The following is a 23,793-nucleotide window of genomic DNA, read 5'->3' on the forward strand; positions in this document are numbered from 1 at the left end:
TTCTCCTGGAAGACGAAACATACGCAGCGAATCCACCTGCTTCGATGCGTAACAAGCAGTCTATTCTACCCCATCACTCGGCACAGTCGATGCATTTGAGTACCAGCGGGTCCCACTCGAGCCGTTTCGTGGCGATCCATTCGCCGCACCCAATGCATTCGCCGTACTCGCCCCGGTCGATGCGGGCCAGGGACGTCGTGATGCGCCTCAGCGCCAGTTGCCGCCGCTCCTCCTCGGCCTTGGCCATGGCCTGCCCCTGCAGGGCATCCATGCGTGACAACCGCCCCACCGAGGTCTGGTCGAGTGTCACGGTATCGCGCGCCTCACGGCTCGACTCACTCTCCTCGAGCAACTCGGCACGCATGGCCAGGAGTCGTTCGCGAACGGCCTCCATGGCCAGTTCAGGATGATTCAAGGTCACCTCCTCGCCACCAGGCGCTCCGACGCGTCCCGGCAAGCTGCTATCATGCGTGACTTTCCATCATACGACGGGCCGTGATCCGGCCGGCCTGACGACATCTTGCCACTCCCACCCGGTCACTGCCTACGGAGGTATCATGGGCTACCGCACCCTGTTGCGGGAACATCGCGGCCTGCTCGGCATCGCCTTCCTGGCGATGTTCACTTCGAGCCTGGGCCAGAGCTTCTTCATCGGCCTGTTCCAGGCACCGATCAGTGCCCGGCTGGGCTTCAGTGCCGGCCAGTTCGGCAGCGCCTACGCCCTGGTGACCCTGGTCGCCGGTTTCGCCATGCTGCGCCTGGGGCCCAGCATCGACTGGGTACCGCCGCGGCGCTTCGCCCTGATAGTGCTCGGCTCGTTGCTGACCGGGGTGCTGCTGCTGACACTGTCGCCCTGGTGGGGGCTGGGGCTGCTCGGCCTGGGCCTGGTGCGCCTGTGCGGCCAGGGGATGATGACGCATCTGGGCAACACCCTGGCGGGGCGCGAATTCGTGGCCATGCGCGGCCGCGCCCTGGGCCTGGTAAGCATGGGCATCATGCTCGGCGAGACAGTACTGCCGCCGCTGATGGCAGCGCTGCTGGTATGGCTCGGTTGGCGGGAACTCTGGTGGCTCTTCGTGCTGGTGCTGGCCGGGCTGTGGGTACCGCTGCTCGCACGCGGCCCCTGGCCCAGGGCACCGCGCCAACGCCCGAAACGCGGCCAACGCCGTGATGGCCCGCGCCCCTTCCGGGAACGGCGTTTCTGGTGCCTGCTACCGCTGCTGATGATCCTGCCGGTGACCATGACCGGGCTCTTCATCTACCAGGCACGCATGACCGAGGACCTCGGCAGCACCCTGGGCGTCTACGCCCTGGCACTGACCGGCATGGGGCTGGCCAAGCTGCCCGGCGCCCTGATCGGGGGGCGCTGGGTCGACAAGCTGGGGCCGGTGCGCCTGGCCCGTCTCTACCTGCTGCCCTTCGCCCTGGCGCTGGTGGTGGCCATCGTCATCGGCGGCCATCTCGGGGTCTGGGCGCTGATGGTGGGTGGCGGGCTGGCCATGGGCGCCCAGGAATCCATCGCCACCAGCCTGCTGGTGCGGCTCTGGGGTGCCGAGCATCTCGGCACGGTACGTGCCACCCTGAGCGCCTGCATGGTCTTCTCCACCGGCGTCGCCCCGGCGGTACTGGGCGTGGCGCTGGACCTGGGCGCCGACTTCTCTCTGGTGCTGGGCGGCATGCTGGCGTTTCTGGCCATCGGCTGGACGCTGGCCCAAGGGGTGCTGGCCAGCCCGGCAGCGCAGGCCACCGACGCCTGACGCGATACCGCCGGCCCCGGGGCCGGCGGTATCGTGCACTTCAGTCGCTGCCGGGAATCACCGGAGCAGCAGCACCGGTACGCCCGCCTTGCGCAGCATGGCCGTGGTGGTACTGCCCACCAGCAGGTGGCGGATGCGCGAGTGGCCATAGGCGCCCATCACCAGCAGGTCGATATCGTGCTCGGCCTGGTAGGTGCGCAGGGCCTCCTCCACCTCACCGGCGCGGATCGCACCCTCGGCCTCATGGCCGGCATCGCGCAGCGTCTTCAGCGCCCAGTCGAGCTGGGAGCGGTTGTCGCCGGTCTCGGCGCCGACGATCACCACATGGCAGGGAATGCCGTTGAACAGCGGGCTCTTCGCCAGCATCTCCACGCCCTTGCGGGTGGTCTTGCTGCCGTCGAAGGCGATCATCACCTGCTCGGGCGTCTTGAAGGTCTCGGGCACCATCAGGATCGGCCGGTGCAGGGTGCGTACCACCCGCTCGAGGTTGGAGCCCAGGTGCTCGCTGGCCTGGTGGGCGGTCTCGCCGCGCTTGCCCATGACCAGCAGGCGAATCTCGCTTTCCAGCTCCTCGAGCGTCTCCACGAGAGTGCCGTTGCGCTGGCGGGTGGCGGGCTCCGCCACACCATCCTCGATGGCCCGCTCCCGGGCCGCCTTGAGCATCAGCCGGCCCTGCTCCTGGGCCACCTTGGCGCGCTGCTCGTCCAGGGTGGCCAGTTCCTCGAGCAGATGCTCGCGAGAGCCCAGCCCGATGTTGCCGGAGAGGTCCGCCTCGGCGGTCTGGGGATGGTTGTCCACCACGTGCAGGAAGGTCAGCGGCGCCTCCAGCGCCAGACTGGCCCAGGCGGCGTAGTCGCACACCCCTTCGGAGAATTGCGAGCCGTCGATGGCGGCCATCACCTGATCTGTCATCTTGTCGTTTCCCAAGCTGGCGTGGGTTGGCGCGGGTCCGCTCGAGGCAACCCGCCATTATACAAGTTCTACACCATCGGGCCGGTGCATCACAGGGGCGCGCCCAACCGATGGCCCCGAGGCTTGCCGCGGGTCAATGACCGCCCATCAGCTTCTCGACGGCCTCCGGGTCGTCGTGCACCGCATAGCGATCGACGATGGTGGCGCTGGCCTCGTTGAGGCCGATCAGCTCCACCTCGGTGCCCTCGCGGCGGAACTTGATCACCACGCGATCCAGGGCCTGGACGGCGGTGATGTCCCAGAAGTGGGCCCGCGACAGGTCGATGGTGACCTTCTCCACGGTCTCCTTGAAGTCGAAGGCATTGCCGAAGCGCTCCGAGGAGGCGAAGAACACCTGGCCCACCACCTTGTAGATGCGATGGCGGCCTTCGTCGGTCTCCTCGCTGCCGATATAGAAGATGTTGCCCACCTTGTTGGCGAAGTTCATGGCGGCGATCAGCACCCCGACGAAGACGCCAATGGCCAGGTTATGGGTCCCCACGGTGACCGCCACGGTGACCACCATCACCATGTTGGTGCTCATGGGATGCTTCTTGAGGTCGCGGATGGAGCTCCAGCTGAAGGTACCGATGGCCACCATGATCATTACTGCTACCAGGGCCGCCATGGGGATCTGCGACACCCAGTCGGCGAGGAAGACCACCATCAGCAGCAGGGCGACACCGGCGATCAGCGTCGACATGCGGCGGCGACCGCCCGACTTGATGTTGATCACCGACTGGCCGATCATCGCGCAGCCGGCCATGCCGCCGATCAGGCCGGCACCGATGTTGGCGATGCCCTGGCCCTTGCACTCGCGGTTCTTGTCGCTCCGGGTGTCGGTCAGGTCGTCGATGATGGTGGCGGTCATCATCGATTCGAGCAGGCCGACCACGGTGAGCATCAGCGAGTAGGGCAGGATGATCATCAGCGTCTCGAGGTTCAGCGGCACCTCGGGCCACAGGAAGACCGGCAGGCTGTCCGGCAGCTCGCCCATGTCACCCACGCTGCGGATCTCCATGCCGGTGATCATGTAGACGGCGGTCAACACCACGATGCAAACCAGCGGTGAGGGAATCGACTTGCCGACCACCGGCACGTAGGGGAAGCCGTAGATGATCGCCAGGCCGGCGATGGTCATGGCATAGACGTGCCAGGTCACCCCCGTCAGCTCCGGCAGCTGGGCCATGAAGATCAGGATCGCCAGGGCATTGACGAAGCCGGTGACCACCGAGCGCGAGACGAAGCGCATCAGGTCGGCGAGCTTCAGGTAACCGGCGATGATCTGCAGCACCCCGGTGAGCAGGGTGGCGGCCAGCAGGTACTCGAGGCCATGCTCCTTGACCAGGGTGATCATCAGCAGCGCCATGGCGCCGGTGGCCGCCGAAATCATGCCGGAACGGCCGCCCGTGAAGGCGATGATCACGCAGATGGCGAAGGAGGCGTAGAGGCCGACCTTGGGGTCGACGCCGGCGATGATCGAGAAGGCGATGGCCTCGGGGATCAGCGCCAGTGCCACCACGATACCGGCGAGCGTGTCGCCCTTGAGGTTGGAGAACCAACTCAGTTTCATTTTTTCGTACATGCTGCGGTCCAGTCAGGGGTGATTGGAATGCCGTGAGGCGCCAGGGTCTGTCGTCGCATGCCACGCCTTCGGCCTCGCCGGGTCAGGCGCGGCCGTGGCGGGCATGTCGCGAGGGATCATTCACAGGGAGGGCGCAGGGGCCCCGGGACATCAGCGTGATGTCGGGCGATGACGAGCCGATGAAGGCATCATCGCCGGAAAGGAAGGAGGTTGCGCTAGGGCGGCGTGGCCAGCCCTGTCAGGGGGGTCATCACGTGTTGTCGGTCCCTTGCACTTTATCGACGAGGCGTCGTTAGACGAAAGTCTAACGTTCGCTCCCGACAAGAGCGCAAGAGTCTACCAGAGATCATGCTGCAGTGCACCCGGGGGCTCTGGCCGGGTCAGGCGTCGTCGCCGCTGTCCGGTGTCGTCTTGCCGGTGCGCGCCTGGGCCGCGGGGGAGGCCTTCATCTGCCGGAAGGCCTCCATGATGTCCATGGGCAGCGGCACCACGATGGTCGAGGCATTCTTGTTGCTCATGTCACTCATGGTCTGCAGGTAGCGCAGCTGCAGGGCGGCCGAGTTCTCTGACATCACGTTGGCCGCCTCGACCAGTTTCTTCGAGGCCTGCAACTCGCCCTCGGCATGGATCACCTTGGCGCGCCGTTCGCGTTCGGCCTCGGCCTGGCGGGCAATGGCACGGATCATGCTCTCGTCGAGGTCGACGTGCTTGATCTCGACGTTGGCCACCTTGATGCCCCAGCCCTCGGCGGAGCTGTCGATGATCTCCTGGATGTCGTCGTTGAGCTTGTCACGTTCCGAGAGCATCTCGTCCAGGTCGTGCTTGCCGAGCACCGAACGCAGGGTGGTCTGGGCCAGCTGGCTGGTGGCATTGACGAAATGCTCGACCTGGATGATGGCCTTCTCCGGGTCCACCACCCGGAAGTAGAGCACGGCATTGACCTTGACGGTGACGTTGTCCTGGGAGATCACGTCCTGTTCCGGCACGTCCATGGTGATCACGCGCAGGTCGACCACATCCATCTTCTGGATGCCGGGGATGACGATGATCAGGCCCGGCCCCTTCACCGCCTGGAAACGGCCGAGGAAGAACACCACGCCGCGCTTGTACTCCGGCAGGATACGGATCGAGGCCGCAATCAGCATGAGCAGCAGGACGACCGGAACGAGATAGGAAATCAGCATGACGGGTTCTCCCTGTACGGCTTGAACAGTACGCCTTGAACGATACGACGCGAACGCTTCAGTCGTTCCCGCCTCGGTCACTCTCCTCGAGCGGCGACACATCGACGGTCAGCCCGTCGATGGCCTGCACCCGCACGACCTGCCCCTTGCGCAACGGCCGGGAGCTGCGGGCATTCCAGCGCTCCCCGCGCAGCCGGACATGCCCCTGCCCCTCGAAATCCTCCAGCACCGTGGCCTCGCTGTCGACGAGCTCCTCCTCGCCGGTTCTCACCGGCCGACGCCGGAGCCCCACGAAGCGCGTCATGACCCACAGCATCAGCACGGCGGCCAGCAGGGCGATGCCGCCGATCATCGGCAGCGAGACACTCAGGTTTTCCGCATCCATCAGCATCACCGATCCGATCACGAAGGCGACGATGCCGCCCATTCCCAATATGCCGAAACTGGGCATCAAGGCTTCGCCCACGATCAGCCCCAGGCCCACCAGGATCAGCGCCAGCCCCGCGTAGTTGATCGGCAGCACCTGGAAGGCGAACAGCGCCAACAGCAGCGAAATGATGCCGATGGTGCCCGGCACCAGGCTCCCCGGGTTGGAGAGCTCGAAGATCAGCCCGTAGAAGCCGATGATCATCAGGAAATAGGCGACATTGGGATTGGTGATCACCGAGAGCAGTTCGGTACGCCAGTCCGGATCGAAGCGCACGATGACCAGGTCGGCCGTCTCCAGCGTCCGTTCGCCATGCTCCATCACCACCGTTCGGCCATCGATCTGTGCCAGCAGGTCGTCGATGTCGCCGGCCACCACGTCGATGACATTCCTTTCCAGCGCTTCGCGAGAGGTGAGGTTGACCGCCTCGCGCACCGCCTCCTCGGCCCAGTCGGCGTTGCGACCATGGCGGTCGGCGAGGCTGCGGATGTAGGAGACGGCATCCTCGAGCACCTTGCGCTCCATGGCCGACTCGCCGCGGCGCGGGCCCTCCGCGGCCTCCTCGCTGGCCTCGTCATCATCGGACACGGCTTCCTCGTCATCGCTGGCAGCGGCATCGTCACCGTTGGCGGCCGCACCGTCATCGCCGGTGGCGCGCTCTCCCTCTGCGCGGATATCGCCGCCATTGCCGTCATCCTCCTCCTCGTCGTCGCCCAGCCCCGGCAGGCCTCCGCCGCCGATCTGCACCGGCGTCGCCGAGCCCAGGTGGGTGGCCGGGGCCATCGCCGCCACATGGCTGCCGTAGAGCAGATAGGTGCCGGCACTGGCCGCACGGGCACCACTCGGCGAGACATAGATGGCGACGGGGACGGGTGAGTTGAGCATGCTGCGGATCATGCTGCGCATGGAGGCATCGAGCCCGCCGGGGGTGTCCATCTGCACCACCACCAGCTCGGCATTGTCCTCCTCCGCCTTGCGCAGCCCGCGCTGGAAGTAGTCGCTGATGGCCGGCCCGATGGCCCCCTCGACGGTCATCACCAGGGCGATCCGCTCCTCCTGCTGGGCCGCGGCCTGCCAGGTCAACAGACCACCGAGCATCAGGCACAGTAGGCTGAGCAGCAGCGTGCTCCTGGCCATGGCCCCGCGGAGTCCACTCGTCATAATGTGCCCTGCCCTGCGTCTTCTGCCCTTGAGAGTCGCGATGGCGTACCCTGGTTCAGCCGTTGCCGATATCAGCGTAGGCAGAAGAGAGTCACCACCGCAACAGAAGGACGACATGACGCCAGGACAACGCGACGGCTTGCCCCCTCAACTCACGCCGGCCTGCTCCGACCGGCCCCTTTCGTCATCGATCGTATGACGCTATTCAGAGGTCACGCTCAGAGGTCATGCGGCTCGCCCGCGAAGCGCTTCTGCACCTCCACCATATAGGCCGCCAGGGACGTCAGCTTCTCGCCACCCCACTCCAGCGGCTCGGCCGCCATGGGCGCCACCATGCAGACCTGCACCATCTCGTCGGCGTGAACCTCGGGCATACCGAACTGGCTGCTGGCCATCGCCACCTGATGGGGGAAGGGCTGCTCGAAGGTGGCCTTGTAGCCCACGTCATCGCCATCGCTACCGTGACAGGAAGCGCAGGACAGGCCATTGGTGCTCAATGAGGTGTCGTAATAGAGTTCCTCGCCGCGCGCCAGCAGCTCCTGCGGGTTCTCGTCCGTCTCGCTGTAGTCGGGTGTGTAGCCGTCGGGACGCCGTACCTCGGCACTCGAGCCGGCTTCGGCCTCCCCTTCCGCTTCTCCCTCGGCCTCCCCCTCGGCTTCCGCTTCTCCCTCGGCTACGGCATTACTGCTGGCGAGCAGAAGTGCCGCTTCGGAAACGGGGGCAAAGCCTGCCTCGGTCGAGGTATTGCCCGCCGTGGCCTGCAATGCCGCTCCGCCGGCCACCAGCGCCAGTACCGGGGCCGTGTAGGCGAACTGTCGGCTCAGGCGGCCTAGCAGTCTGCGGCGTTTGTCGTCATGCTGTGACATGATTTCCACCTCCGTGATGAAATTTCAGGTCAATCTATTGTTTATCAGGGCTATTCGCTTGGAGACCCCCAGGGTCATGTCGCACCGCGGCTTGCCAGCGGTCTGGTTTGGTAGGCAATGGACACCATTACTTACAACGCACGGATTCACCTCACCGCAGGCTGCTGGTCCCGTCGTGCCATCACCGGTGTATTGCCGCCAGGGATGTAAGGAAACCAGCACTCGCTCGACCATCCACTGACCGACCATCCCGACCTCGAGGAAGGCCATGCCGGATTACGTTTCCTCTCCCATCTCCCCGGAAACCCGACACGACCTGTGTGATCGCCTGGCCGTGGCGCTGACACGGGCCGGTCGCCACGCGGAGATCCATTCGATGCAGCTGATGGCCGACACCGGTCTGGCCCACCACCATGTCTGGCTGGTGCGCGATGCCATCGACTGGGTCGCACGCCTGCCCAAGCAGAGTCAACTGGGGCTGGAGGCACGGGCCAACCTCGATTACCAGGCGGCCTGCTTCGCCCGGGCGAGCGAGAGCGGGCACACCCCGGCGCTGCACGGTGTGCTCGCCCCTTGCGCCGAACTGCCCCGCGGCGGCCTGCTGGTCAGTGCCATTCGCGGCCGTCCGGCACGCCTGCCGGACGATCTGCCGGCCATCGCCGAGGCATTGGCCGGCCTGCACACCCTCGAGGTGCCGCCGCCCGGGCAGCACCCGCCGCTGCAGGCACCCCGGGATCCCTGGGCCGCCATGTGCGATGAGGTCGAAAAGCAGGCCGATTTCCTGGACCGGGCGAACCTGGCGCCGGAGGTGCGACGTCGCATCGAGGCCGAGCTCACCGCCCTGCCGCAGCGACTGCCCGATGCCGAGCCCCGGCTGATCAGCTTCGATGCCCACCCGGGCAACTTCCTGGTCACCGACTCCGGCCGCGCCGTGCTGGTGGACCTGGAGAAGTGCCGCTACGGCCTGCCCGGCTTTGACCTGGCCCATGCCAGCCTCTATACCTCGACCACCTGGGACCTCGTCAGCCGTGCCGAGCTGTCACCGGCGCAGGTGGCCGATTTCTACCGTCACTGGATCACGGCGACGGGCTTCGACGGCGACCCCTCGGTCCTGCTGGCTTGTCGCCGCGCCATGTGGCTCTGGTCGCTGACCTGGTGCGCCAAGTGGAGAGCCAGCCATCGACATTCCCAGGATGCCCATGCCCGCGGCGAGGACTGGTCCGCCGAGCTCAGCGACGAGGCGCTGATCGCCCATGTGCGCGACCGGGTCGACCACTATCTTTCCCTGCCAGCCATCACGCATGTGCAGGATGAATTCCGCACCCTCGAGGGCGCGCTGAATACCGCCATGAATTGAAGAAGGATTCCTTCGATGCCGAGTCGTACCCTCGCCACCGCCCCGCTCGCCCTGCTGCTGTCGATGCCGCTGCACGCCGCCCCGGATCCCGCCGACTGGGACGCCGTGCTCGACGAGGCCCGCGGCCAGACCGTCTACTGGAATGCCTGGGCAGGCGACACCCGCACCAATCGCTATATCGAATGGGTCAACCAGCGCATGCAGGACGAGCACGATGTGACGGTGGTGCATGTGAAGCTCGACGACACCAGCGCCGCCGTGTCGCGGGTCCTGGCCGAGAAGTCCGCCGGGAACCGCGAGGACGGCAGCATCGACCTGATCTGGATCAACGGCGAGAACTTCGCCGCCATGAAGGCGGCCGACCTGCTGTTCGGCCCCTTCGCCGAGCGGTTACCGAATTTCGCGCTCACCTACCCCGAGCACAACCCCGAGGTGGTCACCGACTTCACGCTGCCCACCGAAGGCTTCGAGGCGCCCTGGGGCAAGGCCCAGATCACCTTCTACCATGACAGTGCAGAGATCGAATCCCCGCCCCGTGACATCGAGGCACTGCTCGCCTGGGCCGAAGCCAACCCCGGCCGCTTCACCTACCCCCGCATTCCCGACTTCACCGGCAGCACCTTCCTCAAGCAGGCACTGATCGCCCTGAGCGACGCCGACGAGGCCCTCTACGCCCCGGTGGAGGAGAGCGACTTCGCCGCCGTCACCGCCCCGCTGTGGGACTACCTGGACAGCCTGCATCCCCACCTGTGGCGCGGTGGCCGGCAGTTCCCCGCCAGCGGCCCGGAGATGCGCAACCTGATGAGTGACGGCGAACTGGCGCTGGCCTTCACCTTCAACCCCTCGGAACCGGCGGCCGCGGTGGCCGACTTCGAGCTCCCGGCCACCACCCGCAGCTATGTGCTGGATGGCGGGACCCTGGGCAACGTGCACTTCGTCGCCATTCCCTTCAACTCGCCTCACAAGGCCGGTGCCATGGTGGTCGCCGACTTCCTGCTCTCCCCGGAGGCCCAGGCCCGCAAGCAGGACCTGGCGATGTGGGGCGACCGCACCGTGCTGGACGTGGCGCGCCTCGATGAGCAGGCCCAGGCGCTCTTCGCCCTGGACGAGGAGAATCCGGCCATGCTGCCTGCCGACGCCCTGGCGCAGACGCTTCCCGAGCCGCACCCGAGCTGGATGACTGCCCTGCAGGAGGCCTGGCGCGAGCGCTATGTGCGTAACTGATGACGGTGGTCCCCTGCGCCACGGCCGGTGACGAGGCGCGACCGGGATGATCCTGCGCCTCGCTCCCGCCTTGATCGTCACCCTGCTGGTCGGCCCCATCCTCGCCGGCCTGGCCATGGCCATTCTGCCGGCCTTCGGCTACCTGCCGGCACTCGGCGGCAACGCCTTCAGCCTGGCGCCCTGGCGGCAACTGTTCGCCCAGCCCGGCCTGTGGCGTTCGGTGGCCATCAGCCTGGCCAGCGGCCTGGTCACCACCGCCGTGTCACTCGTCGTGGTCCTGCTGTTCCAGGCCGCCGCCACGGGAAGTCGTCTGGATCACTGGATTCGCCGGCTGGTCTCGCCGCTGCTATCCATTCCCCATGCCGCCGCCGCCTTCGGCCTGGCGTTCCTGATCGCCCCCTCGGGCCTGATGGCTCGGCTGGTCTCGCCGGGGCTGACCGGCTGGGAGCGACCGCCGGATCTGCTGATCGTCCAGGATCCCTGGGGCCTGTCGCTGATGGCGGGGCTGATCATCAAGGAGATCCCCTTCCTGCTGCTGATGAGCCTGGCGGCCCTCCCCCAGCTCGATCCCCAACGGCGAGTGGCCATCGCCCGCTCGCTGGGCTACCGGCCGACCATCGCCTGGCTGAAGGTTGTCGCCCCGGTGCTCTACCCGCTGATTCGCCTACCGGTCTACGCCGTGATCGCCTACGCCACCTCGGTGGTGGACGTCGCGCTGATCCTCGGCCCCACCCTGCCACCGACGCTCAGCGTGTCGATCCTCACCTGGTTCAACGACCCCGACCTGAGCCGGCGCTTCATGGCCTCGGCCGGTGCGGTGCTGCAACTCGGCGTCACGGCCTCGGCACTCGCGACCTGGTGGTGCCTGGAGCGGCTTGTCGCCCGACTGGGGCGTGGCTGGATCAACCGTGGTGGTCGCCAGTCCGGCGAGCAGCCGCTGCGACTGGTCGGCAAGGGGCTGATCCTGTTCGCTGCGCTCACGGCTTTCGTGGGCATCGGCAGCCTGGCGCTCAACTCCGTCGCCGGCTTCTGGCGTTTTCCCGACGCCCTGCCCCAGGGTTTCACGGCGGCTCACTGGCTCCGCGCGGTGCCTGCGCTATCCAGGCCTGTGACGTCGACGGCGATCATCGCCGCCGCCTCGACGCTGATCGCCGTGGTCCTGACCCTGGCGGCACTCGAGAACGAGCAGCGCACCGGGCACCCCCCTGCCCAGGGGCGGCTCCTTTCCGCGCTGGGACTGCTCTACCTGCCACTGATCGTGCCGCAGATCGCCTTCCTGTTCGGCCTGGTGGTGGTCATGGAGTCGCTCGGTACCCGACCGCAGCATGGTCTGGTGATCTTCGGCCACCTGCTGTTCGTGCTGCCCTATGTGTTCCTGTCACTCTCCGAGGCCTATCGGCGCTTCGACCCGCGTTGGTCGCGGCTGGCACTCACGCTCGGCGCCTCCCGCAACGCCACCTTCTGGCGGGTGCGCCTGCCGATGCTGACGGCCCCGCTGCTCACCGCCATGGCGGTGGGGCTGGCGGTGAGCATCGGCCAGTATCTGCCCACCCAGTTGCTCGGCGCCGGTCGCGTGTCCACCGTGACCACCGAGGCGGTGGCCCTGGCCGCCGGCGGCAACCGGCGGGTGATCGGGGTCTGGGCGCTGGTCCAGGCCTGCCTGCCGCTGGTGGGCTTCACCATCGCCATCGGCCTGCCACGGTTGATCTGGTCGCAACGACGGGGAATGCGGGGAGTGCCATGAACGACAGCCATCGACTCGAACTCGAGAATATCCGGATCACGCTGAACGACGCGCCCCTGGTGGAGCTCGACACCCGGATCGGCCCCGGCGAGGTGCTCACCGTGATGGGCCCGTCAGGCTCGGGCAAGTCGACCCTGCTGGCCTTCGTGGCGGGCTTCATGGCCCCGGCGTTCCAGGCCACGGGGCAGGTGCGGCTCGACGGCCACGACATCACCCGGCTGCCGGCCGAGCGGCGCGGCATCGGCCTGCTGTTCCAGGATCCGCTGCTGTTCCCGCATCTCTCGGTGGCCGGCAACCTGCGTTTCGGTATGCCACGAGCCACCCGCAACAGGGCTGGCAGAGTCGAGGCCGCCCTGGGGGAGATCGGCCTTGCCGGGTTCGGCGACCGCGACCCCGCGACACTCTCCGGCGGCCAGAAGGCCAGGGTGGCACTGATGCGCCTGCTGCTGTCCGAGCCCTGCGCCGTGCTGCTCGACGAGCCCTTCGCCGGTCTCGATACCCACCTGCGCCACGAGATGCGCCAGCTGGTGTTCACCCGCCTGCGCGAGGCGGGCCTGCCGAGTCTGCTGGTCACCCATGACCGGGAGGACGCCGAGGATGCCGGCGGCACGCTCATCGAGCTATCGGCCTGAAGGCGTCCGTCACACCTCTGGCAACGCATCCTCGGTCTCGCGCCAGGCCAGGCGCCGAGGGTCGAAGCCACCGGCGAGCGCCGGCTTGACGATCTCGAAGTAAGGCGAGAGGTCGAAGTCACGGGGCGTGAACAGGCTGTAGTGTCGACGCTGCAACACCCGGCGCTGGCACCCGACACAGCGCCGTGGGTCGTCCTGCCACTCCTCGAAGGGCAGGATCGGATACCTCACCGACTGGAAGGCCTGGGCGATCAGGGTCGAGCAGATCGCCCGGGTGGGATCACCGCTGCCCAGGGACAGCATGCGTCGGCGCCAGGGGACCGGCACAGGGGGCAACGGCAGCAGGTAGCGGGCCAGGTCGAAGATGTTGTGCAGATCATAACGATGCCCCACTCGTCTGCAGGCGTAGGTGACCAGCCGCTCGATATCCTCCTCACTCAACCCCAACGGACGGCAGATGCGCAATGGGTAGCCGTCGAACTGTTCGAGACCAGCCAGCCGCACGCCCTCGGCGAGATCCGCCTCGACGAGGCACTCTCCTCGCGTCGCACCGAACAGATCCCGACACGCCGCTTCTCCCACATAGAGTGCCGCATGGGACCAGGTGGACTGGGTAAGGTACTTGATCACCGTACTCAACCGTGATGATCCCTCGATCAGCAGGACGTCACCGGGTTCGAGGCAGTCCGGGATGCCCTCCTCGATGGGGATCGAGGCACGGTGCCAGGGCCGCGGGCAGGAGAGCCAGCAGCTCAGCATGTAGCCGACGCGATTCAAGAGTGTCATGGCTGATCCTCCCTCCCTTCTCCCCATCACCTGAGCGTCATGTCCCCGGGTCCACCGGACAGGCATACCCTCCGCCTCACTCGGGCGCGGAGACACTCCAGTCACTGAGGAATGAGGTAATACCATTCAAACTTGTCATGACATTTCTCCCTTGAGCGAGATCGTCGGGATCACGTGATGCCAATCCATATCATTTAGTGGCAGAAAGCATCCCCCTCCTTACTCACCCGTACCGCGACCAACACCCTGATGGTGCGGTAAGGTTCGAGGCGCCGGCACGACACAACACCGACAAGTCGACCGCCACGACTCCGGACAGACCGCCCGCCATGCCAGCAACGCCGCGACTGAGCATCATCATCCCCGTCCTCGACGAGGCAACCACCATCGAGAGCCTGTTGACGCAGTTGCTGGGATTATGGGTGTGTGGCGCGGAGCTGCTGGTCGTCGATGGCGGCAGTCGCGATGATACCGTTGCCCTGGCCACACCGCTGGCAACGCGTGTGCTGCACAGCCCCCCCGGACGCGCCGCTCAGATGAACGTGGGCGCCCGCGTGGCCCGAGGACAGCAGTTGCTGTTCCTGCACGCCGATACGCACCTGCCACGCCGCGCCGATCGCCTTGTCGACGAGGCCCTGGCGGGAAACCGATGCTGGGGACGCTTCGACATACGGCTCACCGGCCGGCACCCCATGCTGCCGGTGATCGCCGTAGCCATGAACCTGCGTTCACGCCTCAGCGGGATCGCCACCGGCGACCAGGCCCTGTTCATGACCCGCGAGGCCTTCGATGCCGTGGGTGGCTTTCCCGACCAGCCACTGATGGAGGACATCGAGATGTCACGCCGGCTCAAGCGCCTCTCTGCCCCGGCCTGCCTTCACCACAAGGTCGTGAGCAGTGGCCGGCGCTGGGAGACCCATGGCGTCTGGGCGACGATCCGGCTGATGTGGCGGCTGCGCTTTCGCTACTGGCGTGGCGTGTCGGCCGACAGCCTGGCCCGGGAGTATCGCCATGTCCGCTGACTTCCCCCTGGCGATTCTCGCCAAGGCACCGATCCCCGGCGAGACGAAGACCCGGCTGATCCCGGTGCTCGGCGCCGAAGGCGCCGCCCGGCTGCATGCCGCCCTGCTGTGTCACACCCTGGAGGTCGCCATCAACGCCACCGCTGCCCACCAGATCACCCTGTGGACGGCGCTGGATCACAGCCACCCGCTGTTCCTCGAGCTGGCCGACCGCTACGACATCGAGCTGCGCGCCCAGCCGGAAGGCGATCTCGGCGACCGGATGCACCGGGCACTGTCGACGATGAAGGGCTCGGGACTGCTGATCGGCAGCGACTGCCCGGCGCTCACGCCGACGCTGCTCGCGGAGTGTCATGACGCCCTGGAGGAGGCCGAGGTCGTTCTTCTCCCCGCCGAGGATGGCGGCTACGGCCTGGTGGGCGTCAGACACCCTGACGCCCGGCTCTTCCAGGACATCGCCTGGGGCACCGCAGAGGTAATGGCCACCACGCGTCAGCGTATCGAGGCCCTCGGCTGGCGACTGTCCTGTCCGGCCAGGGTCTGGGATGTGGACCGGCCGCAGGACCTGCAGCGCCTCGCCCTCGGCTTTCCCCGCCTTGGGCGCTGCCTGAAAGTCGAATAGATGATTTGGGCAGCACCGCTGCTCGAAGGGCGAGCGGCAAGGATGTCGCGGGTGCAAAGACGGGATTTACGGGGTGTAAATGAATACTTTGAGCTGGCTTTTAACGCCAGGCATGCCGCCTGGCGTTCCCTGAGCGCCAGGTCGCTGCGTGCATCGAGGATGAAACGACAAAGACAAGCTGTCTTGCCATAATGGACGGACTAGCATGACCCCTGACAGCATAACTCGGGAGCGAACACCACATGACGGACGAGACGATCCGCCAGGGGGACGACGGCATGACCGAATCGGCTAGACGCATGGCACGCCTGACGGCCGTGCGGCCTCGACTGCTCTCCTTCGCCCGCCTGCACCTGCGTGACAACGCCCTGGCAGAGGATGCCGTGCAGGAGGCGCTGATGGCAGCCATCGAGAAGGATGCGAGTTTCGCCGGACGTTCCGGCTACGAGACCTGGGTCTTCGGCATTCTCAAGTACAAGATACTCGACACGCTGCGCGTCCAGAAACGACAGGGGCGCTGGCAGCCCCTGGATGATGAAAGTGACGACGACGCCATTGATCGCCAGTTCCAGCAGAATGGCCGCTGGCAGGACGATGCCCGCCCCGGCAACTGGGGAGAGCCTGACGTCACCTTCGAGAACGAGCATTTCTGGCAGGTGTTCGACGCCTGCATGACTGCCCTGCCGGACAATATCGCCCGGGTCTTCTCGCTTCGCGAGCTGATGGGGCTCTCTACAGAAGAGATCTGCCAGGAGATCGGCATCAAGGAGAACAACTGCTGGGTGATCCTGCACCGCGCCCGGCTACGCTTGCGTGCCTGCCTGGAAAAGCGCTGGCTGAAGGAGGAGACCATATGATGATGTGCAAGGAGGCGACCCGCCTGATGTCACTCAAGCTGGATCGCCGCTTGACGTTCCAGGAACGACTCTCGCTACGCCTGCACCTGATGATGTGCGACGCCTGCCGTCGCTGCGACGAGCAGTTCACGCTACTGCATGGGATCGGGCAGCGCTTCGAGGCCGCTCTGGATGACAGGACGCCGCCCGAGCGGCGGGACTAGGAGCCTGTCGGAATCAGTCGCCCGCGGCCCGGGCGGCAATGCCCGACAGGACCTCGGCCACCCGCTCCAGAGGCAGGTCACAATCTTCGAGATCGTGGCGCCGGCACGTCAGCGGGGGCTTCCCTCCCCGACCAGCCGTCGCAGGCTGAGCCACAGCCCGGCCACCAGCAGCAACAGCGCAATGGGAATCAGGAACGGCGTCAGACTGGCCAGGACCCCGGCAATCGGCAGCCCCAGCCAGATGAGCACTATGGGAGCGCAGCAGGCCCCACCGGCCAGCAGCGCCGGAATCGCCGCCAGCAGTCCGGTACTCGACCCGCTCAGACCGCACTGCCGCGGGGTTCGCCAGAGCCACCAGCCGGCCACGATATTCAATCCGACCAGCAACCCCATGGAAACAGCGAGCAGGGTATTCAGCGGGCTGAAGGTCCACACCAGCGCTCCCAGGGTGAGCAGCCCCACCGGCTCGAACTGAAACAGGCCCCGCGCCTGGAAGACCCGTTCCCAGGCGGGAAAGGTGGCCTGCCAACCACCCGCGCCGCCACCGGCGATGTCGCCGGTCAGCCACAGGTAGAGCAGCGCATAGGCCGCCATGACGGCGCCTGCCGCGCCGGCCGAGGTGGGGCGCGAAAGCATCCTCAGGATGACTCGGGCAAGCGGTTTCATGGTGCCTCCTGCCCCTCATACAGATAGGTATCGGGGTAGAAGGCGGCCCAGGCGAACCACATGGCCTCGAAGCCATTCACCGCCTCGAGCGAGTCGATGCCCGGCCCGGTGACGCCTTCGGCTGTGAAGTCGAGCTCGGTCGGTCGAATCTCCAGACCCTCGGGATTGTGGAAGGCCCAGCCAGTGTCCAGCCCCGGGTCATGAATGACGGTGTAGCGACGCTCGCCCAGTGTGACATCGACCACTCCCTCCTCGCGTAGCGCCTCACGGGTGATGGCCAGTGCGCCCTCGGGACCACGCACACCGAACACTTCGGTCTTGGGCGGAAAACGATCATCGCGTTGCATCACCGGGAACAACCGGCGGCTGTCGGGCGCATAATAGCCGCTGGTGGGGTTGTAGCTTCCGTAGGGGTCGCGTCGATAGTTGCGCACGAAACCGGTCTGATCGGTCAGCACCTCGGTCTCGGGATGGCGTGCCTTCCAGGCCCCCCAGGTGGTCCAGAATACTCGGAGCTCCTCGAGCCCCTGGCCGGCCAGGGGCCCGTCGATGGCCACTCCCAGGATCTGGGGCCACTCGCTGTCCGTGGCGCGGTCATACATGATCAAGTTGCTGTTGACCAGCTTGCCGGAGACGCCGAGCTCGGTCTCGCCACGCTTGAAGCCCAGCGCGGTGCCCGTCAGGGGGCAGTAGGTGATGCTCAGCGCCTCACCGCCCAGTTCGTCATTGACGATCTCGTGCCAGACCAGGATGCGCTGGGGATAAGCCCGGGCCTGGCCGCGATGGTAGACACCGATGACCTTGTCCCCATCCTTCAGCGTCGCCTCTCCCGCTGACTGAAAGCGCGGGCGATCGATGGACGGGATACCGTCCTTGCCGGGCCCTCCGGCACGGACGGCCTCCCGAAAAGACGCCAAGGAGTGCACCACAGGCACCGTGGGTGTCTCCTGGATGGGGGGGGCCGCTGCCATGGATGACAACGGCACAAGGCTCAGGGCGATGCCCAGCGCTGAATAGCGCAGCATACGCGGTATCATGGCATCCTCCTCTGCCGGTCCCATGCCGGCCACGCGCCTGCTCCGGAACCGGTGACACGTCTCAACTCAAGGGATGGTTCACCAACACGTGACCGACTTGAATCAGTGGTTCCACATCGGTGAAGCGGGGAATGTCCTCGAAGATGGTGCTGCCCACGGCATCGATCGCGGTCTGGAAGCCTTCAAGAGAATCGAAACCAAGATGCGTCACGATATAGTAGGGAGACCCGGTATCGCTTCCCTTGGCTACACGCATGAATCTCATCCCGTGCCCATCCAGTAAACGCGCCACCAGCGCGGCATGCTCGCCAAGGTAATAGCCATCGTCGAAGCGCATGCCATCCCGGTTCGGGTACATCACCAGTACATCGATCATCTCTGTGCCCCCTCTATATCGCCTCATCATCCCTGCAGCACCAGGCAACGGCGCCGGTCCCCCGACCGTCACTGCCCCGCGGCCCTCTCTACTTGGTGGAAAGATCGCCTCCTTCATTACACGCGGCGCTTCCCGCATGGCCGTAGCCCTGCCCCGCACTTCACAAGCCGCCGACGAAGGAGCGGTGTAAGGAGGAGCAAGGACTGACGACTGAACCCTCATGGTTCCATGCCCCCATCACGCTGGTTCGCTCTCCTGACGCCAGCCCGGGCAGGAAAGACAACATGAATCCGATCACGGCAGAGGGCATTCGGGTCCATATGCAGCGGCTGGCGACCGATGACCTCTGCCACCAGGCAGGGCTCAAGGAAAGCAACTTCGATTCTTCACCAAATGAGATCAAGCCTAGGCATCGAGGAAGACTGGCTCACGGAGAAATATGATGTTCAAGATGATGATGTGCAAAGAGGCGACTCGCCTGATGTCCAGACAACTTGATGCCCCTCTGACATTCCAGGAAAAACTTTCACTCAAGCTGCATCTTGCCATGTGCGATGCCTGCACACGCTGCAATCAGCAGTTCCGGCTATTGCACCAGGCCGGAAAGCATTTCGAAGTATTCGATTGCTCAGTGGACAGGCACACCACTCCAGGAAACAAATGACAGGACTGGACCCGCTCCTTGGCACTATGATTGCTAAGGTGCTCCATAGGACATTGGCGATGAAGCGAATCTCGGCATTAGCCATCTGCTTTAGCATGGCCTCGGACGGAGACGCGATTTCCACCCGACGACTTGCTATGGTACATGGCACTATCGGCATACTCGAGCAGACGTTCAAACCGATCGCCATGTTCAGGATAGGACGCCACGCCGATGCTGATACGTGGTTCGTCACCCTTGTCGGTAGCGACCAGACGCTGCATCATGATTCTTGCCCCATCCGCATCGGTGTCAGGAAGCAGCATCACGAACTCATCCCCACCATAGCGCGCCAAGAGGTCACTGCTTCGCTTGCAGTCCTGAAGTTGTCGAGCCAAGGCCAGAATAGCCTGATCGCCTGCTCCATGGCCGAGGCTATCATTGATGACTTTCAGTTCGTCAATATCGATGACTACCACGCTGTAGGGGCGGCGAGAACGCTGGGCCAGCGCATGAATAGGCTTGACCAGGTCATCAAAGGCTCGGCGATTAAAGAGACCCGTCAAGGAATCCAGACTGGCCATATCCAATAGCATCCGATTGGATACATGAATGGCATTGACCAACGCCGACGTAAGGTAACCGACTATCAAGAACGCGATGATGTTGGTGCCGAACAGTGTCAGATTAGCAGGCGTCATGACACTCCCTCCGGCAAGATGAAAAAGCAGCAGGGTGCAAGCGGCAATCGCAACCACCTCAAGCAATGTCGCCAAGACCCCCAACGTCAAGGCACTAGTCACCACTGCCAGCAGATACAGGCTCATCATCGGCCCGGTCACGCCTTCGGTGCGATAGAGAAACCAGGTGATGAAACCGATCATGACCCAGGTATGCATCGCCAGTAGCCAACGCTGTCTTTCACCGAAGAAGCTCAAGCGACTGGCCACCAGGCTGAAACCGAAATAGGCAGAGGTTGCCACCACGAGCCCCCAGCCGCCCTCATCCGGAGTGCCAATGATCACCAAGTACAGGGCAACCAGCGAAACCAGCAACCACTCGACCTGATGCAAGCCTGTCGTGAACCCCTGAATCTGCACACGCCTAGAATCCCATACCAGTGGTGGAAAAGGGCCTTGATGGGGCATTAGGACACCTTCTTATTAGTGAGGCTTTCAAGCTCACGACGACTTATCGTGAGCCGGCGGACATCGGAATCGCCTTATGATTTTACCATGCCACAAGGCAGGATTCACCATAAACCCTTCCCCCTACCACCCACCTTGTACAATAAAGAGGAGACAAGGCGGGTCCACACGCAAGGAACCCATCCCATATCCAATGCATCGACTCGCCATTTAATCGGACTTTGTATTGAAAATAACATGGAGAAAACCGTTCAAGCAGACACTCATGTCCACCTTGCCACATGGCTGACATGCTGGCCAGGCTGCGCCACAAATCATGGAAGACGATTAACAAATAGCCACAGAATTCGCCAGCGAGATGGGTCGTAGCGGGGGCGTAAAAGGTTCGGCTGGTTGACGCACCGGCCTGAGCCCGCCGGTCGTGCCGAGCGACCCCAGCAGTCACAGAATATTGCAGGCCAACTGGATAAGATGCGGGATCAGGTCGTTGGCGGCCAAACTTTCCCTATGGCTGGCGCTCCGGGTCGAGATCAGCCTTGATTTCACCGCCGAACGGCTGAAATGATCTCTTATTATCCGGTAAGGAAGTCGTCGATTATGCGACCAAGACGGATTGCCTGCATCCTCATGACACAGCGAGACGTAGCCTCGATGATCAAGCCCCTGATCCCGGTTGGCGTGCTGCTACTGGCAAGCTGCCTCTCCCTGGCGGCCGACGAGCTCTCCTTTTCCGCCGAGGCGATGATGGCCTGGCCGACACGCTCCTTCGAAGGCGAGACGGAGTACCGGCTCGTCGAGCGAGATGGCACTCGAGTGCTCCAGGCCAGAGCCAGACAACAGGCCTCGGCGAAGTATCTGGAAAAGGAGGTGGATCTGGACCGCACGCCCTACCTCCACTGGTGCTGGCAGGTATCGGGGATCCATCAGGGGCTCGATGAAACCACCAAGGCCGGGGACGACTATCCGGCGCGGATCTATGTGGTGCGGAAGACGGGGATCCTGCCCTGGCAGGTCCAGTCGGTGAACTATGTCTGGGCTTCGAGTCAGCCAGCGGGCTCGGACTGGCCCAATGCCTTCACGTCACGCGCCCGGTTACTGGCCCTTCAGGGCGGGAAATCGCGCGTGGGTCAATGGGTAGCGGAAGTCAGGGACGTGCGAGAGGACTTCGAGACACTCTTCGGGGAGCGCGCCAGCCGTGTCGATGGGGTGGCAGTGATGAGCGATGGTGACAATGCCGGTGTCGATGCCACCGCCTGGTACACGCATTTGGGATTCTCGGCCAGTGACGATCCGCCCGAGTGTCCATGAGACATGAAGCCCGGCACCTGGCCGACAGTCGGCCAGGTGCCGGCGTTCAAGAGCCGCAGTTACGGCGCGCCACCCAGGAGGCAGGCCGAGTCCGATGCCTGGCATCCAAGGCAAACCGATCCTCTTCCCGGAATGCCATCACCACGAGACTGCCGGCGAAGATGATCAGGGAGGGATAGAACAAGACGTTGGTGCCTTCAAGGAACCATCCCCAGGGATCGATCACCGAGGCACTGACCGCCAGCAGCGACGCCCCGTTGAGCAGAAGTTGCAGCGGATAGACCCAGCGCCTGGCCAGTCCGATGATCACCAGCAGGCCGATCAGTATCTGGCCGGCGCCGGCCAGCGGCAGCAGGGTCCCGCTTGCCAGGACCCCGGAGTAGAAGTTCTCGGCAATGGCCCGGCTGTGATCGACATTGAGGATCTTGTTCACGCCCCAGACCAGCAGTAGCCCCCCCAGCGATACCCTCAGCAACAATAGACTCGCGATCTTCGTCATTTCGCCTCCTCGATATTCCGGAGCATTTCTACGGCCTGTTACGCCACATCGGGCGGCAGGCAGGCGCGGACTTGGTCGGTCTGGTCGCGGGTTCCTTACAGGCGGGCGGAGGCGATTACCGGCAAGTCGGCCACCATCCGCAGCGGCAGCGAGCTACTCTGTCCCCTCCTCTGCTCGACTCGCGATGGCCGCGAATACGGCATCGAGCTCGCGGCCGATCTCCTCCAGCGCCTCGCCGCCCTCCTCGACATAGGGGGCAAGGACATGACTCGGGGTCTTCCAGGACAGGGTGGCGCTTCCGTCGTCGTTCTCGGTAACGTAGAAGCGGATGGGCGCCTCGATCATGGCAGGGACACTGAGACGCAGGGTGCGCACGGCGAAATCGTTACGAAAGACGCCGACCACCCGATTACCGGGAATAGACTCGCCACGCCTGGCCGCGGCCTCGGTGGGCCCGGCTTCCGTCACGATGAACATCCCTTCGGCCTCGACGGCGTCGCGCAGGGCCTCCAGCAGCTCGGCATAGGCGAGTGAGGTGGGGACCACCTCCCACCCCTGCTCGGGCCAGCGAGTATCCGCCGTCACGGGCGCGGCCAGCAGGAGCGCCAGGAGCCATGTCGCCAGTAGCGCCCGAGCCATCAGGCACTCCTCGCCGACACCGGGACAGAGGCTTCACGCTGCCAATGCCGCAGCGTGGAAGGGTGGACCCCGAACGCCTCGGGCAGTGCGATGCCGATCTGCTCGGCCAGCAGTCCGAGGATCGCCATGTGATGAATGGTGTGGCTGGTCAGGAAGGCGAGTTCGCGCGCCAGGCTGGTCTCCAGCACCAGCGCGCCGTCGCCGACGGGATAGGTCTGGCCCAACCGAACCGATGGACGCCGGTCGACCAAGGCCGCCAGCACGGCCTCGATCTCGGCCAGGCGGCGAGCCGCCTGGTGCGGCCACTGCTCGAGGAGCTCGTCGCGACGGCGCCGCTCGTAGTCGATGACATCGCCATCGGCCTCCAGACCGCTCAGCAAGGCATCGTAATGGTCGATGATATGGCGAACGTGCTTGCCGAGCGTATGGCGACCGTGGTGACCGAAGGCCTGGCGGTAGTGCTCCGGCTCCAGATCGCCGACGAAATGCCTCAACTGTGACAACGCCAGGAGGTTCTCCTCGATGAGCCCCTCCTGCGGCGGGAAAGACCTGTGTGCTGTGGGCGACATGGCGGTTCACCTGTTGATCACAAGTAAGGAAGCCGTGGCCGGCGCCTGTGGCGTCCGGCCCGGCCACCCGTTCAGGGGCCTGAAGAACAGTTACCCCTCGGCTTCGGCTCAACCCTCGGCTTCACCTTCTCCTTCTCCTTCGCCTTCTCCTTCACCTTCGGCTTCACCTTCTCCTTCACCTTCGGCTTCGGCTTCGGCTTCGGCTTCACCCTCGGCCTCTGCGTCTCCTTCGGCCTGGGCTTCCGCCAGCATCAGGGGCGCTTCCTGGCCACTGGTGAAGGCCGGATCGGCCGACGTCTCGCTGGCCACGGCCTGGAAGGCCGCGCCACTGGCCACCAGCACCAGTGCCGGGGCCGAGTAGCCCAACTGGCGGCTGAGCCGACTCAACAGGCTACGACGCTTCTCGTCTTGCAGTGTCATGATAATGACCTCCATGATGACAAAAGGGCGACATGCGACAGCATGTCATCGTGCAATGAAGGCAGCCCTCGTGGCTGGCTTCTCCTCGGCGTCACCGCTTCACGCGGCGC

General features: G+C 65.1%; 27 protein-coding genes. 12 read left to right on the forward strand and 15 right to left on the reverse strand.

The features are described 5' to 3' along the window. Positions 1-73: 73 nt before the first annotated feature. Positions 74-415 (reverse strand): TraR/DksA family transcriptional regulator, encoded by a 342-nt coding sequence (locus CR157_RS04100; protein ID WP_110282243.1) that lies wholly within the window; start codon positions 413-415, stop codon positions 74-76. A gap of 142 nt (positions 416-557) precedes the next feature. On the opposite strand from CR157_RS04100, the gene CR157_RS04105 reads away from it, so the two are divergent. Further along, entirely contained in the window at positions 558-1,757 is a 1,200-nt protein-coding gene (locus tag CR157_RS04105) for an MFS transporter (RefSeq protein ID WP_110282244.1), read from the forward strand. A 57-nt stretch (positions 1,758-1,814) separates the two neighbouring features. On the opposite strand, the gene CR157_RS04110 is transcribed toward CR157_RS04105, so the two are convergent. The 5 genes from CR157_RS04110 to CR157_RS22480 form a co-directional block, all read right to left on the reverse strand. Then, positions 1,815-2,669: a universal stress protein gene (locus CR157_RS04110; protein ID WP_110282245.1), complete on the reverse strand. Its 855-nt coding sequence runs from the start codon at positions 2,667-2,669 to the stop codon at positions 1,815-1,817. Positions 2,670-2,802: 133 nt separating this feature from the next. Continuing rightward, positions 2,803-4,293 carry a SulP family inorganic anion transporter gene (locus CR157_RS04115; RefSeq protein WP_110282246.1) on the reverse strand — a complete coding sequence of 497 codons (1,491 nt, stop codon included), beginning with the start codon at positions 4,291-4,293 and terminating at the stop codon, positions 2,803-2,805. A gap of 380 nt (positions 4,294-4,673) precedes the next feature. Then, the gene (locus CR157_RS04120) at positions 4,674-5,477 is read right to left on the reverse strand and encodes a slipin family protein (protein ID WP_110282247.1); all 804 of its coding nucleotides are present in this window, start codon (positions 5,475-5,477) and stop codon (positions 4,674-4,676) included. 58 nt (positions 5,478-5,535) lie between these two features. Next, complete coding sequence (locus tag CR157_RS04125) at positions 5,536-7,065, reverse strand: NfeD family protein (RefSeq protein ID WP_110282248.1); 1,530 nt, start codon at positions 7,063-7,065, stop codon at positions 5,536-5,538. 218 nt (positions 7,066-7,283) lie between these two features. After that, positions 7,284-7,931 carry a hypothetical protein gene (locus tag CR157_RS22480; RefSeq protein ID WP_181421949.1) on the reverse strand — a complete coding sequence of 216 codons (648 nt, stop codon included), beginning with the start codon at positions 7,929-7,931 and terminating at the stop codon, positions 7,284-7,286. Positions 7,932-8,199: 268 nt separating this feature from the next. Here CR157_RS22480 and CR157_RS04135 point away from each other — a divergent pair, with 268 nt between their 5' ends. From CR157_RS04135 to CR157_RS04150, 4 genes are read left to right on the forward strand one after another with little or no spacing between them, the layout of a single operon-like run. Next, positions 8,200-9,288 (forward strand): phosphotransferase family protein, encoded by a 1,089-nt coding sequence (locus CR157_RS04135; RefSeq protein ID WP_258364057.1) that lies wholly within the window; start codon positions 8,200-8,202, stop codon positions 9,286-9,288. Between the two features lie 15 nt (positions 9,289-9,303). Beyond that, the gene (locus CR157_RS04140; protein ID WP_110282249.1) at positions 9,304-10,512 is read left to right on the forward strand and encodes an ABC transporter substrate-binding protein; all 1,209 of its coding nucleotides are present in this window, start codon (positions 9,304-9,306) and stop codon (positions 10,510-10,512) included. A gap of 46 nt (positions 10,513-10,558) precedes the next feature. Then, positions 10,559-12,256, forward strand: coding sequence for an ABC transporter permease (locus CR157_RS04145; protein WP_181421950.1), 1,698 nt, complete (start codon positions 10,559-10,561; stop codon positions 12,254-12,256). After that, positions 12,253-12,888, forward strand: a complete 636-nt coding sequence (locus CR157_RS04150; RefSeq protein WP_181421951.1) for an ATP-binding cassette domain-containing protein — start codon at positions 12,253-12,255, stop codon at positions 12,886-12,888. Before CR157_RS04145 ends, CR157_RS04150 begins: the two co-directional genes overlap by 4 nt. 9 nt (positions 12,889-12,897) lie before the next feature. On the opposite strand, the gene CR157_RS04155 is transcribed toward CR157_RS04150, so the two are convergent. Beyond that, positions 12,898-13,674, reverse strand: a complete 777-nt coding sequence (locus CR157_RS04155; protein WP_110282250.1) for a YiiX/YebB-like N1pC/P60 family cysteine hydrolase — start codon at positions 13,672-13,674, stop codon at positions 12,898-12,900. Between the two features lie 329 nt (positions 13,675-14,003). Here CR157_RS04155 and CR157_RS04160 point away from each other — a divergent pair, with 329 nt between their 5' ends. The 4 genes from CR157_RS04160 (at position 14,004) to CR157_RS04175 (ending at position 16,378) form a co-directional block, all read left to right on the forward strand. Beyond that, on the forward strand, positions 14,004-14,696 hold the full coding sequence (locus CR157_RS04160; protein WP_110282251.1) for a TIGR04283 family arsenosugar biosynthesis glycosyltransferase: 693 nt from the start codon (positions 14,004-14,006) through the stop codon (positions 14,694-14,696). Next, positions 14,686-15,318: a TIGR04282 family arsenosugar biosynthesis glycosyltransferase gene (locus CR157_RS04165; protein WP_110282252.1), complete on the forward strand. Its 633-nt coding sequence runs from the start codon at positions 14,686-14,688 to the stop codon at positions 15,316-15,318. Before CR157_RS04160 ends, CR157_RS04165 begins: the two co-directional genes overlap by 11 nt. 242 nt (positions 15,319-15,560) lie before the next feature. Further along, on the forward strand, positions 15,561-16,175 hold the full coding sequence (locus tag CR157_RS04170) for a sigma-70 family RNA polymerase sigma factor (RefSeq protein WP_258364058.1): 615 nt from the start codon (positions 15,561-15,563) through the stop codon (positions 16,173-16,175). Beyond that, on the forward strand, positions 16,172-16,378 hold the full coding sequence (locus tag CR157_RS04175; RefSeq protein WP_110282253.1) for a zf-HC2 domain-containing protein: 207 nt from the start codon (positions 16,172-16,174) through the stop codon (positions 16,376-16,378). The genes CR157_RS04170 and CR157_RS04175 overlap by 4 nt, the downstream gene beginning before the upstream one ends. Before the next feature lie 108 nt (positions 16,379-16,486). On the opposite strand, the gene CR157_RS04180 is transcribed toward CR157_RS04175, so the two are convergent. The 3 genes from CR157_RS04180 to CR157_RS22485 form a co-directional block, all read right to left on the reverse strand. Further along, positions 16,487-17,044, reverse strand: a complete 558-nt coding sequence (locus tag CR157_RS04180; protein WP_110282254.1) for a hypothetical protein — start codon at positions 17,042-17,044, stop codon at positions 16,487-16,489. Beyond that, positions 17,041-18,081 carry a DUF3179 domain-containing protein gene (locus tag CR157_RS04185; RefSeq protein ID WP_110282255.1) on the reverse strand — a complete coding sequence of 347 codons (1,041 nt, stop codon included), beginning with the start codon at positions 18,079-18,081 and terminating at the stop codon, positions 17,041-17,043. The genes CR157_RS04180 and CR157_RS04185 overlap by 4 nt, the downstream gene beginning before the upstream one ends. 61 nt (positions 18,082-18,142) lie before the next feature. After that, a complete protein-coding gene (locus tag CR157_RS22485) occupies positions 18,143-18,457 on the reverse strand; it encodes an EthD family reductase (RefSeq protein ID WP_181421952.1) in 315 nt (104 codons plus the stop codon). 284 nt (positions 18,458-18,741) lie between these two features. On the opposite strand from CR157_RS22485, the gene CR157_RS22490 reads away from it, so the two are divergent. Both CR157_RS22490 and CR157_RS04195 read left to right on the forward strand, forming a co-directional pair. Beyond that, positions 18,742-18,900, forward strand: a complete 159-nt coding sequence (locus CR157_RS22490) for a hypothetical protein (RefSeq protein WP_181421953.1) — start codon at positions 18,742-18,744, stop codon at positions 18,898-18,900. Continuing rightward, a complete protein-coding gene (locus CR157_RS04195) occupies positions 18,900-19,121 on the forward strand; it encodes a zf-HC2 domain-containing protein (protein ID WP_258364059.1) in 222 nt (73 codons plus the stop codon). The genes CR157_RS22490 and CR157_RS04195 overlap by 1 nt, the downstream gene beginning before the upstream one ends. A gap of 77 nt (positions 19,122-19,198) precedes the next feature. Here the strand turns inward: CR157_RS04195 and CR157_RS04200 are convergent, their stop codons facing one another. Further along, a complete protein-coding gene (locus CR157_RS04200; RefSeq protein ID WP_181421954.1) occupies positions 19,199-20,200 on the reverse strand; it encodes a GGDEF domain-containing protein in 1,002 nt (333 codons plus the stop codon). Positions 20,201-20,899: 699 nt separating this feature from the next. Between CR157_RS04200 and CR157_RS04205 the strand changes: the two genes are divergently transcribed. Next, positions 20,900-21,556: a DUF3047 domain-containing protein gene (locus CR157_RS04205; RefSeq protein ID WP_110282824.1), complete on the forward strand. Its 657-nt coding sequence runs from the start codon at positions 20,900-20,902 to the stop codon at positions 21,554-21,556. A 46-nt stretch (positions 21,557-21,602) separates the two neighbouring features. Here the strand turns inward: CR157_RS04205 and CR157_RS04210 are convergent, their stop codons facing one another. From CR157_RS04210 to CR157_RS22495, 4 genes are all read right to left on the reverse strand, one after another. After that, positions 21,603-22,055 carry a DoxX family protein gene (locus CR157_RS04210; RefSeq protein WP_110282258.1) on the reverse strand — a complete coding sequence of 151 codons (453 nt, stop codon included), beginning with the start codon at positions 22,053-22,055 and terminating at the stop codon, positions 21,603-21,605. A gap of 153 nt (positions 22,056-22,208) precedes the next feature. Beyond that, on the reverse strand, positions 22,209-22,694 hold the full coding sequence (locus CR157_RS04215) for a DUF302 domain-containing protein (protein WP_110282259.1): 486 nt from the start codon (positions 22,692-22,694) through the stop codon (positions 22,209-22,211). Then, positions 22,694-23,263 carry a DinB family protein gene (locus tag CR157_RS04220; protein WP_110282260.1) on the reverse strand — a complete coding sequence of 190 codons (570 nt, stop codon included), beginning with the start codon at positions 23,261-23,263 and terminating at the stop codon, positions 22,694-22,696. Before CR157_RS04220 ends, CR157_RS04215 begins: the two co-directional genes overlap by 1 nt. 108 nt (positions 23,264-23,371) lie before the next feature. Then, complete coding sequence (locus tag CR157_RS22495; RefSeq protein ID WP_181421955.1) at positions 23,372-23,683, reverse strand: hypothetical protein; 312 nt, start codon at positions 23,681-23,683, stop codon at positions 23,372-23,374. Positions 23,684-23,793 lie beyond the last annotated feature (110 nt).

The sequence above is a fragment of the Halomonas sp. LBP4 genome (genome assembly GCF_003202205.1).
In the GTDB taxonomy this organism is placed as follows: Bacteria; Pseudomonadota; Gammaproteobacteria; order Pseudomonadales; family Halomonadaceae; genus Halomonas; species Halomonas flagellata.